This window comes from Achromobacter sp. NPDC008082 (genome assembly GCF_042957345.1).
In the GTDB taxonomy this organism is placed as follows: domain Bacteria; phylum Pseudomonadota; class Gammaproteobacteria; order Burkholderiales; family Burkholderiaceae_B; genus Achromobacter; species Achromobacter kerstersii_A.
The window spans coordinates 355849-372287 of sequence record NZ_JBIBIB010000007.1; the positions used below are offsets into that span (position 1 = coordinate 355849).

Annotated in this window: 8 protein-coding genes; all 8 read right to left on the reverse strand. The window is 66.6% G+C overall.

Features of this window, described 5'->3' with window-relative positions:
• Positions 1–69: 69 nt before the first annotated feature.
• Positions 70–1257, reverse strand: coding sequence for a YncE family protein (locus ACFZAI_RS27840; RefSeq protein ID WP_391570050.1), 1188 nt, complete (start codon positions 1255–1257; stop codon positions 70–72).
• On the reverse strand, positions 1254–2063 hold the full coding sequence (locus ACFZAI_RS27845) for an ATP-binding cassette domain-containing protein (RefSeq protein ID WP_391570051.1): 810 nt from the start codon (positions 2061–2063) through the stop codon (positions 1254–1256). The genes ACFZAI_RS27840 and ACFZAI_RS27845 overlap by 4 nt, the downstream gene beginning before the upstream one ends.
• Positions 2060–3070 carry an ABC transporter ATP-binding protein gene (locus tag ACFZAI_RS27850; protein WP_391570052.1) on the reverse strand — a complete coding sequence of 337 codons (1011 nt, stop codon included), beginning with the start codon at positions 3068–3070 and terminating at the stop codon, positions 2060–2062. The genes ACFZAI_RS27845 and ACFZAI_RS27850 overlap by 4 nt, the downstream gene beginning before the upstream one ends.
• Before the next feature lie 4 nt (positions 3071–3074).
• Positions 3075–3947, reverse strand: a complete 873-nt coding sequence (locus ACFZAI_RS27855) for an ABC transporter permease (RefSeq protein WP_391570054.1) — start codon at positions 3945–3947, stop codon at positions 3075–3077.
• Positions 3944–4861, reverse strand: coding sequence for an ABC transporter permease (locus ACFZAI_RS27860; RefSeq protein ID WP_391570055.1), 918 nt, complete (start codon positions 4859–4861; stop codon positions 3944–3946). Before ACFZAI_RS27860 ends, ACFZAI_RS27855 begins: the two co-directional genes overlap by 4 nt.
• A gap of 102 nt (positions 4862–4963) precedes the next feature.
• On the reverse strand, positions 4964–6469 hold the full coding sequence (locus ACFZAI_RS27865) for an ABC transporter substrate-binding protein (protein ID WP_391570056.1): 1506 nt from the start codon (positions 6467–6469) through the stop codon (positions 4964–4966).
• Between the two features lie 207 nt (positions 6470–6676).
• Entirely contained in the window at positions 6677–7408 is a 732-nt protein-coding gene (locus ACFZAI_RS27870) for a FadR/GntR family transcriptional regulator (protein WP_391570057.1), read from the reverse strand.
• Positions 7409–7607: 199 nt separating this feature from the next.
• The gene (locus ACFZAI_RS27875; protein ID WP_391570058.1) at positions 7608–16370 is read right to left on the reverse strand and encodes a GH36-type glycosyl hydrolase domain-containing protein; all 8763 of its coding nucleotides are present in this window, start codon (positions 16368–16370) and stop codon (positions 7608–7610) included.
• Positions 16371–16439 lie beyond the last annotated feature (69 nt).

Consider the following 16439-nt stretch of genomic DNA (forward strand, 5'->3'; position numbering starts at 1 on the left):
CATGGGGTAACTCCAGATGCGAAAAAAGGGAAAGGTGGAAGAGCGGTAATTGGCGGGGTGCGGCCCCGCTCAGTAGGATTGCGCCCGCATGGATGCGGGGTGGCCGGGTAGCGCGATGCGCGTGCCGGTATCGGTCAGGCCGTTGTCTCCCACGGCCAGCACCTGCATGGTTGCGTCCAGGAAATTGCCCACGTACAGATAGCGGCTGTCGGGGCTGAACGCGATGCCTTCGGGCAAGGCGCCTACGTCGATCGCGCCCGCACGCGTCACGCGCTTGCCGTCGATGCGCAGCAGCACAATCTGGCCGTGGGGGTGATGGAACCATTCGGATGACGGGTTGTTCGAGCCTTGCACGATGGCCACCGCGGCGTGGCGGCCGTCGGGGCTGATGGCGATGCCTTCGGGGCCGTCTTCCACCATCACGCGGTCGATCACGCGCGGCGGCGTGGCTTGCAGGTCCACCACGCTGATCGAATCCGCGTGGCCATCGGACGCCGTCGGGCTGCCCATGTCCACCACCAGCGCCAGCGCGCCGTCGGGCGACACCACCAGGTTGAAGGGCACCAGGCCAGTCGTCAGGTCTTCGGCGGGGTCATGCGTGACGCGCGGCGTGGGGCCGCTTTCATCGATGTGCAGCACGGCGAGCCGATGCGTGTCGGTTTTGACGGCAAAGGCGCGGCGGCCATCCGCCGCGAACGAGACGGCGACCAGCGCGGTGCCCAGGTCGACTTCACCGCAGACCTCCACGCGGCCATGGCGGATCGTCAGCACCGACACCGACTTGCCCGCCTTGTTCGCCACCAGCGCCAGCGTGCCGGCACGGTTGATCGACAGGCCCGACGGCTGCAAGCCCACTTGCAGCGTTTGCACGATGGCGGGCGGCGTGGCGGTCAGGTCCACCACGTAGAGATCGCGGCCGGGCGTGGGCTGCCAGCCTGCGCCGTCAGCGCGCGCGGGCCACGCCATGGAATCGGCGACGAGCGCCAGCCGTTGGTCCGGCGTCACCGCCAGATTCACGGGCGGGCCAAACAGCGAGTTGGGCAGCGGGATGGTCGCGACCAAGGCGGGGGCGGCCGGGTTGGCGGCGGCGTCGAACAGGCTGAGCGTGTCGTGGCCGGGCGGCAGAAAACGGATGCGGCCGTCGTCCCAGGTGACTTTCTCGTCGTTGCCGACCAGCAGGTAGTGCGGCGACGCCGTCCCGGCCGTCGTTGTTGCCGTGGTTGCTGTGGTTGCCGGTGGTGTTGTGTTCGGCGTCATGCGGCCAGCTCCTGCGCTTGCGGCACGGCCAGCGTCGCGCCGATCAGTTGCCGGGTGTACGGGTGGACGGGCGAAAAATACACCTGGTCCGCCGTGCCGCGCTCGACGATGCGGCCGCCTTGCAGCACCACGATGTCGTCGGCAATGTGCTGCACCACCGCCAGGTTATGGCTGATGAACAGATAGCCCAGGCCGCGATCGCGTTGCAGTTCCATCAGCAGGTTCAGAATCTGCGCTTGCACGGACACGTCCAGCGCGGAGGTCGGTTCGTCGCAGATCAGCAGTTGCGGTTCCAGCATCAGCGCGCGCGCAATCGCCACGCGCTGGCGCTGCCCGCCCGACAGTTCGCGCGGATAGCGGGTGGCGAAGGCAGGCACCAGACCCACGGCGTCCATCATGCGGCGCACGGCCGCGGCCTGCGACGCGGCGTTGCCCATGCCATGCACGCGCAGCGGCGCGGTCAGGATTTCGTTGATGGTGCGGCGCGGGTTCAGCGACGAGTACGGGTCCTGAAACACCATCTGGATGCGGCGGGCGCGGGCGCGCGCCGGCATGGCGGCAAGCGGCTGGCCGTCCAGCAGCGCTTCGCCTTGCGTGGGCGCGAGCAGCCCAAGCATCAGCTTGGCGATGGTGGATTTGCCGCTGCCGGATTCGCCGACGAGACCAATGGTCTGGCCCGCAGGCACATGCAGGTCGATGTCGTGCAGGATGCGCGGGGCCGCGCGGCGCGAGAACAAACTGGCGCGGCCATATTGAAAAGACAGCGCGTTCAGCCGGATGCTGGCGGATAAGGTCGGGGCGTTCATGCCGGGGCTCCAAGGCGCAGCGCGCCGGGTTTCACGCACAGGCAGCGGTGTTCGCCCTGCACGCGCGCCGGGAACGGCTGCGCGCAGCGGGCTTCGGCCACCGGACAGCGTTCGCGGAACGCGCAGCCGCGGATGGCGGTGTCCAGCGACGGCACGGCCCCGGCGATGGTGGGCAGCTCGGTGCGCGGCGCGGTGCGGCCGGGTTGGGGAATGCAGTTCAGCAGCATGGCGGTGTACGGGTGGCGGGGGTGGGCCAGCACCTCGGCCACGCTGCCGCCTTCGACGATGTCGCCCGCGTACATGACGATGACGTGGTCGGCGATGCGCGCCACCAGCCCCATGTCGTGCGAAATGAACACCATGCCCAGCCCGAACTCCGCCTGAATGTCGCGCAGCAGGTCCAGCAGTTCGGCCTGCACGGTGACGTCCAGGGCGGTGGTGGGTTCGTCGGCAATCAGCAGTTCGGGGCCGCACATCAGCGCCATGGCGATCATCACGCGCTGGCGCAGCCCGCCCGACAATTCGAACGGGTACTGGCGCATGCGTTCGGCAGGGTTCGTGATGCCGACGCGGCGCAGCAGGTATTCGGCGCGCTCGGCGGCGGCGCGGCGGCTTACGCGCTTGTGGCGGCGCATCACGTCGATCAGCTGCGTGCCAATCTGAAAGACGGGGTTCAAGGACGTCATCGGGTCCTGGAAGATCATGGCGATACGGGCGCCGCGCAGCTCGGCCAGTTGGCGCGGGGTCAGCGCGGCCAGGTCCTGCCCGGCGAACTCCAGCCGCGTCATGCGGCGGCGCGCGGCGGCGGGCAGCAGGTCAAGCAGCGCCAGCGCCGTCAGCGACTTTCCGCAACCCGATTCGCCCACGATGCACAGCGTCTTGCCGCGTTCCAGGCTGAAGTCCACCGCGCGCACCACATGCTTGGTGTGCGTGGCGGTGTGGATGTCGATGTGCAGGTTTTCAACGCGCAACAGGGGGTGGGTGATGGCTGTGGTGATGGGAGTCATGGCGTCAGCCCTTTTTCATCTGGATGGCGCGCAGCGTTTCGCCCGCCCGGTTCACACACAGCACCAGCACGAACAGCACGATGCTGGGGATGACGACCAGCGACGGCTGGAACAGCATGTTTTCCTTGCCTTCGGCAATCATCAGGCCCAGTGACGGCATTGGCGCCGGCACGCCCAGGCCCAGGAACGACAGCGAGGCTTCCAGCGTGATGGCCATGGCGGCATCCACTGTGCCGATGATGAGCAGGTTGCCCACCAGGTTCGGCAGAATGTCGCGCCAGATGATTTGCAGATGCGTGCAGCCTTGCAGCCGCGACGCCGTGACGAATTCCGCGTTGCGCAGACCCGCCGCCATGGTGCGCGCGACTAGCGCGTAGCGTTCCCACAGCAGCAGGCCCAGCACCAGCACCACCACCGTCAGCGACGCGCCCACCACCGACACCACGGCCAGCGCCACCAGAATGATCGGCAGCGCCAGACGCGCGGTAATCAAGAACGACACGGCGCGGTCCACAGCGCCGCCAAAGTACCCGGCGATAACGCCCAGCGTGGTGCCGATCAGCCCGCCCATCAGGGCGACCGACAAGCCGATCAGCGCCGAGACGCGTACGCCGTACAGCGCGCGCGCCAGCACGTCGCGGCCCAGCTGGTCGGTGCCAAGCATGTGGTTCCAGTCGCCGCCTTCGGCCCACACGGGTTCTTGCAAGCGCGCGAGCAGGTCTTGCGAATACGGGTCGTGCGGAATCAGGTACGGGCCGATCAGGCCGGCCAGCACCAGCAGCGCCAGCATAATCAAACCAAAGCGGCGGCCGGCGCGCGCCAGACGGTCGCCACGCGGGGCGGCGGGGGAGGGGGAGGAGGCGGCAACGGTGCTCATGTGGCGGCTCGCACGCGGGGGTCCAGCCAACCGTTGATCAGGTCGGCAACCAGGGTGAGGACGATGTAGATCAGCGCAAAGATCAGAATCAGCGCCTGCATCGTGGGAAAGTCGCCGCGCAGGATGGACGTCCAGGCCAGCAGCCCGGCGCCATTGATGGCGAACACGGTTTCGATGACGACGGAGCCGGCCAGCAAGGTGCCCATCTGCGCCGCCGCCAGCGACACCAACGGCCGCAAGGCGTTGCGCAATGCGTACTTCAGCACCACGCTGGCGCCGCCCAGGCCCATGGCGCGGGCGGTGCGGATGTAGTCGGTGGCCAGCACGGTTTCCATTTCGGATTTCATCAGCCGCAGCATCGCGGGCATGGCGAAAAGCCCCAAGGCGACGACCGGCATCACGTAGTGCTTCCAGGTGTCAAAGCCCGAGGCGGGCAGCCACTGGTGGTTCACGCTGAACACGATGATCAAGAGAAACGCCAGACAGAACGGCGGCATGGCTTGCGCGCAGGCCGACAGCAGCATGGTGGCGCGATCCAACAGCGAGCCTTTGCGCAAGCCCGCCAGCACGCCCAGCGGAATGGCCAGCAGCAACGCAAAGGCCATCGCCGCCAGGCCCAGCTTGGCGGTGGCGGGGAAATGCTGGCCCAGCAATTCGGCCACGGGGCGGCTGAAGTACAGGCTGTCGCCAAAGTCGCCACGGACCACGCCCGTCAGCCAGCGGCCGTACTGCACCAGGATCGGGTCGTCAAAGCCGTGCTGCTGCGACAGCCGGGCGGCGTCTGCCGCGCTGCCTTCACCGGCCAGGCGCGCGGCCGGGTTGCCGGATGCGAACACCAGCGAAAAGCTGATCAACGACACGAACACCACCAGCAAGGCGGCGACCAGCAATCGGCGAAACAGGAATGTCATCATGGGTCAACCTTTGTCGGCGTGCACCGGCGCGCGCCATCCCGCCCGGGCGCTTCGCGCGCCCGGACCAGACTGGCACAGCGTCAGGTGCGTGAGCCGCCCGGATCAGTTCCAGGTGGCCTTGTAGAAGCGCGGGAATTCGTCGCCGTCCACCGAGAAGTTCAGGTCCTTGGCCTGCACGGCGTTCAGCGAGTGGTTCCACAGCGGCACCCAGTACGCTTGTTCAGCCACGATCTTCTGCGCGGCGGCGTAGTTCTTCGCGCGCAGCTCGCGGTCCACCGACGTATCGGCCGCTTCCAGCAACTTGATGACTTCGGGGTTGCGCGCCTGATCGTCCGGGCCGCCGCGGAAGAAGTTGCTGGTGGACAGCGCCGCATCCGCAATGCCGTACGAACCCCAGTTGGACGACAGCATGGCGATCTTGCCGTCGCGCCAGTTGGTCATGGCGGTGCCGTATTGCTGTTCAACCAGGTTCACTTTGATGCCGGCCTGCGCCATTTGCGCGGCGGCCGCATCCAGGATGCTGCGCGGCGGCGCCGAGATCACGAGATCCAGCGTAATGCCGTTGGGGTAGCCAGCAGAGGCCAGCAATTGCTTGGCGCGGGCGGGGTCGAACTTGTAGGTCTGCACATCGGCCGAGCAACCAAACTGGGCCGGGTTGCAGGCCGCGTTGATGACCTTGGACGCGCCGCCCACGAGCGCGCGGCGGATGGCTTCGCGGTCGATGGCGTAGTTGATGGCCTGACGCACTTCCTGCTTGGCCAGCGGCGACTTGCCGTCGTCGATGCGCGGGTTCAGCGAGATATAGCTGATGCGCATGATGCTGCTGCTTTTCACCGTGACGGACGACGTCTTCTCCATGCGCTTGGCTACGTCCGGCGGCACGCGCCAGATCCAGTCCAGGCCGCCCGAGAGCAGCTCGGCGTATTGGGTATTGGCGTCGGGCAGCACGCGCACCACCAGCTTTTGTACGGCGGGCTTGGCGCCGAAGTAGCCGTCAAAGCGTTCGTAGACGTAGCGGCTGCCGGGCTGGCTGTCGGTCAGGCGGTAGGGGCCGGTGCCAATGGGCTTGGCGCCCATATCGGACTGATTGGCTTCGTAGTACTTGCGCGGGTAGATCGGCAGGTTCTCCGACAGCATTTCCAGCGCCAGCGGGTACGGCGTCTTCATCTTGATGCGCACGGTGTCGTCGCCGGCTTTTTCCGCCTTGGCGATCCACGCCACCTGATTCTGGAAGCGGGCCTTGAAGGCGTCGGACGACACCAGATTCAAGGTGTAGAGCACGTCGTCAATGGTCAGCAGCGAGCCGTCGTGAAACTTCACATCGCGGCGGATGGGCAGTTCGATGGTGGTGTCGTCCACGAACTTGTAGCCCGTGGCGATGGCCGGGCCGAACTCGCCCGTGTCCTGATTCTTTTGCAGCAGCCCCGAGAAGACCATGCGCGCCAGCGCCAGGCCGGGCCGGTCCGATTCCTTGTAGGCGTCCAGCGTGGCGGGGGCCGCGTCGAAGGCGATGTTGAGGGAGTTGTCGGCCTTGTTGGCCTGGGCGGCATGGGCGCCTAGCGCCAATAGCGCCGCGCTCACTAGTTTCACGGTACGGGTCAGCTGCATGTTTTCACCTTGATATGTTTTAAGTATTTGGACTACGGGTAATTCAACAGACAAGCCGATCCCCTTGCCGCAAGCAGCGCTTTTCGCGCCGGCGGTGCATGCACACGGTCGGTAAGGGGAGGCGGCCCGCCGGGTTAGGGCCTGCCGGATCAGATCCGGCAGGGCTAGGCCCGGGCCTCAGGCCATCGTTGTTAGCGGGTCATCAAATCATCGAATCCCAACGTTGCCGAAGTCTTCGCGCAAGCGCGCCAGGATGCCGACCAGGTGGTCGTGCATGGCGTGGCGGGCGCGGATGGGATCGCGGTCAGCAATGGCCGCGAGGATACGTTCGTGTTCTTTCTGCGCTTCGATCCACACCTTGGTGGTCACGAAGTGTTCTTCCAGCCGGTGGAACACCGGGCTCAGCGTGCTCAGGTGCCAGATGTGCGAAATGGCCGCCGCCAGCGCCGCGTTGCCGCAAGCCGCGCCAATGGCGCTATGGAAAGCGCGGTCGTGCACGCTGGGCGATTCGGTCAGCGACATGGCGTCGTGCGCGGCGCGGATGGCGGCAATCTGTGCGGGCGACGCCTTTTGCGCGGCAAGCGCGGCGCATTCCGGTTCGATCAGCAGCCGCGTTTCCAGCAGGTCGAAGGGGCCGATGTCGGTGGCTTCGACGCTGTCGGCCGCCGCGGGCTGCGCGGCGTCCTGGTACTTGCCGTCTTCACGCGGCGGGCAGACAAAGACGCCGGTGCCTACGCGCACATCCACATAGCCTTCGATTTCCAGCGCAATCAGGGCCTCGCGCACCGACGCCCGGCTCACTTGCAGTTGCTCGGCCAGCTCGCGCTCGGCCGGCAAACGGCCGCCAGCGGGAAAGTCGCCCGCCTTGATGCGCGCGGCGATCTGGTCGGCAATCATGCGGTAAAGGCGGGTCGAGGCTACGGCCTGAAGGGAAGTCATCGTGGGAGGCGTTGAAGGATTCGGGGCCTAGAGGGTAATAGTTCCGGGGCGGGGCTGTCTTCTGCGGCGGGAGCTACGCGGTGAATTTTGTTTGGCTGCCTGATGGTCCAGTGGTCAGGCCACTGGACGAAATGTACCGGACGGAACGGGGCTTGGGAATCAGGAAGTGGCGGTTTTCGGTGGTTTTCAGGGAAAACCACTAGTCATGTTCAGCCAGCACGCGCGCGTGGTGGCGGGGCAGATCGATGCTGACCTGACGCGTTTGGCCATCGTCTTGCAGCGTGATGATGCCGTCTTCCTGTAGCACCCCATCCAGCGTCACGCGCGCCAGGCCATCGCCTTCGCCTTCACCGTCGCCTCGCTGCGCGGTCACGGTGTAGGTCGAACTGCCATGACGGTAGCGCAGCGTGAAGGTGTTCCAGTCGCTGGGCAGGCAAGGCGAGAAGCTGAGCGTGCCCTCGCGCAGCCGCATGCCCAGCACGGATTCGAGGATCAGCCGGTACATCAGCCCGGACGACCCGGTGTACCAGGTCCAGCCCCCCCGGCCCAACTGGCCGGGCGTGGTGTAAATGTCGGCCGCCATGACATAGGGTTCGACCTTGTAGCGGGCGGCAGAGGCCGGCGAGTCGGCATGGTAGACGGGGTTCAGCATGTGCAGCAGCGCCCCGATACGGGCCTCGTCGCGCAAGGTGCAGAAGGCCATCGCCGTCCAGATCGCGGCGTGCGTGTACTGCCCGCCGTTTTCGCGCACGCCCGGCACGTAGCCGCGGATATAGCCGGGGTTCATCGGGGCGGTGTCAAACGCGGGCGTCAGCAGCCGGATCAAGCCCAGCTTGTCATCCACCAGCCGGTTGGCTACCGCCTGCATGGCCGACTGCGCGCGATCGGGGGACGCCACGCCCGACAGCACCGCCCAGCTTTGCGATAGGGAATCGATCTGGCATTCCGGGTTTTGCGCCGATCCCAGCGGCGTGCCGTCGTCGAAATAGGCCCGGCGATACCACTGGCCGTCCCAGCCGGCTTGTTCCAGGTCCAGCGCCAACTGGCGCGCCACGGATTCGCAATAGGCGGCGAAGGGCAGGTCAGCGTGCGCGCGGGCCACGCGGGCAAAGCGGTTCAAGGTGTCATGCAGGAAGAATCCCAGCCAGACGCTGACGCCGCGGCCGGCATCGCCGACCTTGTCCATGCCGTCGTTCCAGTCGCACGACCCGATCAAGGGCAAACCGTGCATGCCGAACTGGCTCAAGGCGTGGTTCAACGCGCGTGTGCAATGGGCGTATAGCGTGGCGGACTCGCGCGCGGGCTTGGGGAGATCGTAGTTGGACGATTCGCCCGGGTTCAGTGCGCGGCCTTCGATAAAGCCGACGTCTTCGGCCAGCACGCTCATATCGCCCGTCACGTCGACATAGTGGCTGACGGCGAACGGCAGCCACAGGTAGTCGTCGGAGCAGCGCGTGCGCACGCCGCGATTGGAGGGCGGATGCCACCAATGCAGCACATCGCCCTGGACGAACTGGCGGGCGGCGCTGCGCAGCAGGTGTTCGCGGGTCAGCTCAGGCCGTGCGGCCGTCAGCGCCATCACGTCTTGCAATTGGTCTCGGAAGCCATACGCGCCACCCGATTGATAATGCCCGCTGCGCGCCCACACGCGGCATGCCAGGGTTTGATAGAGCAGCCAGCCGTTGGCCAGCGTGTTCAAGGCGGCGTCGGGCGTGTGGATGCGCACGACGCCCAGCGTATCGCGCCAGTACTGCCTGACGTCTTGCAGTTCGCTGGCCGCGGCGCCGGTTTCGCGATAGCGGCGCACCAGCTCGCTTGCGTGTTCCTTGCCCTGCGCCGACGCGCCCAGGTGGAACAGCACCTGTTCCTCTTCGCCGTCTTCCAGCGTAACGGGCACCTGGATGGCGGCGCAGGGGTCCAGCCCCGCGCCCGTGCGGCCGGACAAGAGGCTGCGGCGTAGCGCCTGCGGGTGGCGCAGGGTGCCGTTGCGGCCGATGAATTCCTTGCGGTCGCCGGTTACGCTGCGCGCGGTGCTGGGGGTGCCGAAGAACGCCACGTGCCGCGAGAAGTCAGTGTTGAAGCTGTTGCGGGCAAACAGCGCGCCGGTCTGGGCATCCACTTCGGTTGTGACGTGCATGGCGGATTTGGTGCGCAGGTCGCCCAGCACCCATTCCACATATCCCGTGACCGACAGGCGGCGGCGTCGCCCGGACCGGTTGCGCACGGTCAGGGTATAGAACTTCACGGGCGCCTCCAGCGCCACGTGCACGCACAGCCGGGATTCGATACCGTCTTCCACGTGTTCGAACACCGTGTAGCCGAAGCCATGGCGGGTGACATAGGCCGAAGCGCCGCCTGCGGGGTAGGGCGCGGCCGACCAGACGTGGCCGCTGATCTCGTCGCGCAAGTAAAAGGCTTCGCCGCAGGCGTCGGTGACGGCGTCGTTGCGCCACGGGGTCAGCCGGAATTCATGCGCGTTGCCGCTCCAGCTGTAGGCCTGGCCGCTTTCCGACACCACGGTGCCGAATTGGGCATTGGCGATGACATTGACCCAGGGCGCGGGCGTGCGCTGGTCGTCGGATGTGGTGATGACGTATTCCTCGCCATCGGGCGTGAAGCCGCCCAGGCCGTTGGCGTGCAGCAGGCCTTCGGGGGCGGCGGCTGGCGGCACGAAAGCGCTGGGCGGCAAGGGCGGCGACGAAACCACCAACGGCGCCACACGGCTTTCGGGCAATGCCAGGCGGTTCACCTGGTTCGACAAGGACCCTGACGCATCGCTCAGCGCCACCCGCGACACGGCCAGCAGCAGCGTCCGGTCTTCTTCCGAGATCTGGTCTCCCGGCCGTACAAAAATGCCGCCCGGCCGGTCGATGATGTGCGACTCCACGCCGGCGGAAATCAGGCCCATCATGCGGTCTTGCAGGGCTTGGCGGTAGGTGCCGGTGTCTTCGTTCCAGATCACCAGGTCCACCGCCACGCCTTTTTGCCGCCAGTAAGCGTGCGCCTGCACCAGCTGGCGCACCAGTTCAAAGTTGGCCGGGTCTTTGATGCGCAACAGCACGATGGGCAGATCGCCCGAGATCGCGTAGCCCCACAGCCCCGATTGCCCGCGGCGGTTCTTCAGCAGCGTCGCGGCGTCGGCACGCAGCGCGGGGTTTTGATAGACGATGGCGTTGGCAAGGCGGGCATACAACTGCGCATCCGCCTCGGTGGCGTTCAGCTGGCGCACGATCACCTGGGCGTGCGTCCAGGCAAGTTCAAGCGCGCGGTCGGCCAGATGGCGGTCTTGATACTTGCTGATCAAGTGGGTGCAGGCGCTGCGGCTGTCGCCCACGCCTTGCACCAAGTCGACGACGACGCTTTGTTCAGGCAGCAGCGTGATGCTGCACCGGATAGCGGACACCGGTTCCAGCACCGGCCCTTCGCTACCCGACAGCGGGCCGCCGGCGTCCATGGCCTGCGGGTTGACGGCAGAGCGGCCCCGGCCCAGGAACACCGCGCGGTCCGTTTCATAAGATGCCTCGCCCGGCTCTGCGCCATGGATCGCCAGCAGCTGGAACATCCACGGCGGGCTGTCGGCGGGGCTGCGCGCGCGCCGGGTGCTGAGAATGGCGCGCTCGGCTGGCAGGATTTCGGTTTGCACGAACAGGTTGCTGAAGGCGGGGTGCAGTTCGTCGGCCATGGCGGGGGCGATAACGATTTCGCTATAGCTGGTGATTTCGATCGTGCGCGTTTCGCGGCTGCGGTTGGTCAGGTGGCAGCGGCGCAATTCAATATCGTCTTCGGGCGAGACGACGATTTCGGTGTGCGTGTCGATCTGATGGTCGGTGCGTTTGAACTCCGCGCGGCCTTCCGAAAAAATGACTTCGTAATGATCGGGCCGTGTCAGCGTGGGCTGAAATGCCGTGGACCAGAGCTTGCCGCTGGCGGTGTCGCGCACGTAGCAAAAGGTGCCCCAGTTGTCGCAGGTGCTGTCTTCGCGCCAGCGCGTGACGGCCAGGTCTTTCCAGCGGCTGGAGCCCGCGCCGCTGTTGGTGACCATGACGTGATACCGGCCGTTGGACAGCAATTGCACTTCGGGGATGGGCGTGTCGGCGGTGTCCAGTACGCGCACCGACACCTCGTTCTGCCCGGCGGGCGTGCTGCGGATGACGGCAAGTTCCGCGCCTTTGGTGTAGGCGGCCGCCGCACGCGGCACGCGCTCTTGCAGCAGCAGCATCGTGGCCTGAAACGATGGGTCTGCTTCGAACCGCGCCTGCATCGTGCGGCCCAGCAACACGCTGGCCAGTGACAGAAAGCCCATGCCCTGGTGATGCGCCATGTAGGCATGGATGATGGTGCTGCTTTTGCCGGGCGGCTGGCGGCGCGCGGTGTAGTCGACGGCTTCGTACAGGCCATAGCGGCCAAGCAGCTGGTCTTTGGCCAATCGTTGAAGGTTGCGGCAGGCGGCGTCGGGCGCCACCATCAGCGCCAGCATCGACGCATAGGGTGCTACGACGACGTCATCGGCCAAGCCGCGTTTGAGGCCCAGGCCGGGTACGCCGAATGCCCGGTACTGATAATTCATGGCGGCGTCGAACAGGTGGTAGGCGCTTTCGGACATGCCCCACGGAATGCCGAGCTTGTCGCCGTATTCGATCTGCGCACGCACGGCCGACTGGCAGGTCTGGTCCAGCAAGGTGTGCGGGTAAGACGGCATGACAAGCCGGGGCATCAGGTATTCGAACATGGAGCCGCTCCAGGACAGCAGCACGGGGCCGCCCGGAGAATTGTTCAGTTGCCGGCCCAGCGCAAACCAGGTTTCTTGCGGCAGCTGGCCTTGGGCGATGGCGACAAAGCTGCACAGCCGCGCCTCGGAGGCGAGCAGGTCGTACAGGCCTTCGTCGCGCCGGCGTTCGGTCAGGTTGTAGCCGATGGCCAGCAGGCGGCTGCCCTTGTCGTACAGAAAGCCAAAGTCCGCCACCGCCATCTCGGCCACCGTGGCGGCCAGCCGCTCCAGCACCGCGCAACGCTCGGCGGCGCGTTCGCCCGCCATCGCCACGGCCTGTTCCGTTTCCCGCAACCAGATGCGCTCGTCATCGGACGTGTCTTCGGCTTCCAGGCGCGTTCGCAGCGCGGGCAGCAAGGTGGCGCGCTGGTCGGCGACTTGCTGCAAGGTGGGTATCGGCTGCAATGCGGGCAGGCCTTCCCACGTGACCCCGGCGGGCGCGTCCCGCCATGGCGTGAACAGCGCGAGCTCGTCGCGCGCCTCTTCGCATTGGCGCAGCAGCGCCTGACAGTGCCACAGGGCCTCGGCATGCGCCGGGCCGGCGTAACCGTCTAGCAGCGCATAGGCCAGTTCCCGCACATGCGCGATGCCATGTTTGGCTTCGGTCAATGTCTTTGAGCCGTGCAGGCCCTTCAAGACCTGATCCATCCGGTCCAACGGCGCGTGGCCGGTGGCGGCGACATGCTCACGCAGCACACCCAGCGCATCGGCCAGGCCGTCGAAAGTGCGCGGATGCAGAATGGGCGCCTGGGCCAGCGCCAGCAGCCCCGGCCGCAGCGTCAGCAGGTGACCCGACAGGTTGCCGCTGTCTACCGTCGAGATATATAGCGGGTGCAGCGGTTTGAGCGTCAGCGTGTCGTACCAGTTGTAGAAGTGGCCCAGATACCGTTCCAGCGTTCCCATGGTGCCCAGCGTCGCCTGCGTGCGTTCAAGCAGGCGGCTGGCTTGCAGGTAGCCGAAGTCGTAGGCGGACAGGTTGGCCAGCAGCGCCAAGCCCAGGTTGGTGGGCGACGTGCGGTGCGCGGTGGTGGGCGTGGGGCGGTCCTGGATGTTGTCGGGGATCAGCCAGTGGTCTTCCGCGCCGCCGTGGCCGTCAAAGAACGCCCAGGTCTTGCGCGCCAAGCGCCGCAGGAATTGTTCCTGTGCGGGCGCCAACACCACTTTCGCCACCGCAGGCGGGCGGCTCAGGCGCGCGGCGATCAGCGGCAGCAGCGCCCACAGCGCCAGCACTGGCAGCGCGGCAGGCCAGGCGGACGGATTCCAGCGCATGACGCACGCACCGATCGCCAGCGCCAGCAGCGGCGAACCCCAGACGGACAACAGCAGAGGGCCCGCCCGCGTTGTGCCTTCGCGGTTGGTGACGCTGGACGGCTTCCATTCCAGCAGGCGCCGGCCCGACACCGTAAGCCGGTACAGGGTGCGCAAAATGGCGTCCAGGCTGTACAGCGCCTCGTGCGCCAGGCAGGCCAGCGCGAAGGCCGTGCGCGCAAGCTGCTGCAAGATGGAGGGCGCCCACCCGGCCAGATGCTGCGCCAGCACCACGTCTTCTTCTTTACGCACCGCGCCCAGGGCGGACGCGAACAAGCCCGGCAGAAACAGCACCATCAGGCTGGCGGTGGTCCACAACCAGGGGTAAGGCAGCAGCGTCCAGCCCAGCGCCATCAGCAGCACCAGACAAAGCGGGACAAGGCTGCGGCGCAGGTTGTCCAGTATCTTGCAGCGCGCGAGCCACGGCAGCGGCTGGCTGACCGGTGCGCCCGGCGTGCTGGGCGGGCGGCCAAACAGCCAGCCCAGCAGTTGCCAGTCGCCGCGTATCCAGCGGTGGCGGCGGCTGACATCCGACGCGTAGCGCGCCGGGTGGCCTTCAAACAGTTGCACATCACTGAGCAAACCCGAGCGCGCGTAGCAGCCTTCAAGCAGGTCATGGCTTAGCACCCGGTTGTCGGGGAAGCGGTCTTTCAGCGCGGCTTCGAATGCGTCCACTTCATAGATGCCCTTACCGATGAAGGAGCCTTCCTTGAAGATGTCCTGATAGACGTCGGACACCGTGTTCGTGTACGGATCAATCCCGGCGTCGCCGCCATGCAGGCGTGCATACGCGGAGCCGCTCAGGTCGGCCAGGCGCACCGCCACACGCGGTTGCAGGATGCCGTAGCCGCGCGTCACCCGTTGCTGGGCCGCATCGAACCGGGGCTGATTCAGCGGGTGCGCCATCGTGCCCACCAGCTTCCACGCGCTTTCGCGGGGCAGATCGGTATCGGTGTCCAGCGTAATGACGTACCGCACGCTGGGCAGCCAGGCCAGATCGCCCACCAAGCAGGAAAACGCACCTTCGCCCTGACCGCGCAGCAACCCGTTCAAGTCGGCAAGCTTGCCGCGCTTGCGCTCACGGCCCATCCAAACCTGTTCACGCGCATTCCAGCGGCGGGGCCGATGCAGCAGATAGAACGGGCTGCGGCCCAAATGGCGGTACTTGTGGTTCAGCCCCTGGATATGCGCTTTGGCGCGTTCCAGCAGCAACGCATCGGCGGGGAGGTGTTCCGTTTGCGCGTCAGCGAAATCCGTCAGCAGGCAAAAACTGAGATTGTCTCCGGGGTTGGCCAGAAAGCGGATCTCCAGCGCTTCGCTCAGTTGTTCGCCGTCGTCCGGTTCGATCAGCATGGACGGCACCGCAATCAGGCAACGCGCATCGTTCGGGATGCGTTTGGCGTAGTCCATGCGCGGCAGCCGCAGCGGCCGCACCAGCCACGTCAGCGACCAATTGACGATGGCCACGGCCAGATGGCTTGTGGCCACCACCGACAACACGGCAAGCGCCGCCAACACCCACGGGCCGGCCCCCGCCGCGTGGGCAATGCCCACCAAGACGGCGCTGGCGGCAGCGGTAAGCAAGACGATGGCGCCCGCGTAGCCGGCCAGCGCGGTGGACGGAGACAGGCGCGCCAACTGCGCGCTCAGGCTCTGTCTGACGGATGCGCGTTGCACAAGCTCGCTCTGGCCCTGATCAATCAGGTAGAAGCCGACGTGCCCGCGGCGCGGATCGGCGTCGGGGCTGGGGTCACTGGCGGCTGCCGACGCCATCGCAATCGCCATCTCGGCGATGCCGATCTCGGTATGCGGCGAGTTCAGAGACAGGCGCTCGACGCGGTGGCGGTAGCGGTCCCGCGTGGCGAAGTCCATGTCCGCGTAGACGCCGGCGGGGTCCTGGCGCAGCGTGCGCTCGACCAGGCTCACGTCTTCGACAAACTCGTTCCAGTTTGTCGTCGATAGCGCGCGCAGGCTGCCGATGCTGTTGCTGATGGAGACCTGGTCCGCCGCCTGTTGCTGGTTTTCGGCCACCACCATGTGTTCGATGGTCAGGTTCGACTGCGCCAGGCGCTGCTCGAACCACGTCAAGGGCAGCGCCAGCGCCGGGCCGTGTCCCTGCAAGCGCCGGGCCAGTTCGGCCACGAAAGCGCCGTCGATGGGCGGATTCGAGCTCGCCATGTTGGCAATGACCAGGATCAGGCTCGTGGGGTCGTCTTCAACCGCCTTGCGCATGGCGTTGGCCCAGGTATCGGCCAGCCCGCGGTTCATGTTGGCGTAGGCCAGGCGGATAGCCACGCGGCGCAGGTTCTCGATCAGCGCCAGCCGCATCATGATGGGAATGGCCCAGAGTTCGCCCAGCTGCAAGGGCGCCACCGTCTGATACGCACTGACGAATGCGTTGATGCCCGCGGCATCGATGCGCGCATCGCTATGCGAAATCATCTCCAACGCAATGTCGTAGGCGCGCGGCAGGCCTTGCGACGGCCCCGCTGACAGCTTGGGCAGGCTGCGGCTGTAGCCCTTGGGCAGATGGCGCTTGGCCAGCCGGATCTGCTCTTCGATCAGGTAGAAGTTGTCCAGCAACCATTCGTCGGCGGGCGTGATCTGGCGGCTTTGCTGCATGGATTCCATCAGCAGCGCGCAGGCCTCGCCTAATAAGGTGTGGTTTTCGGTCAAGCGCGGCAGCAGCGGGTCATGCGCGCCGGATGCGCCCAGCACGTGAACGTGGGCCAACGCGATGCCGTGCGCTTCCATTTGCGCCGCGTTGAACAGTTCCGCGCGCAACGGCGGCTCGCTCTTGGCCGCGCTAAGCGTGGGCTTGCTGCGGGCGAACAGGTCTATCCATTCGGGGGCGGCCTCTAGCGAGGGCCAATCTATGGGTTTCATCGACGCGTGGCCATGGGTGATCCGTCAGGGCAGGGCGTCGCCCGGGCGGGCGGTGTCCCCCACATAGAT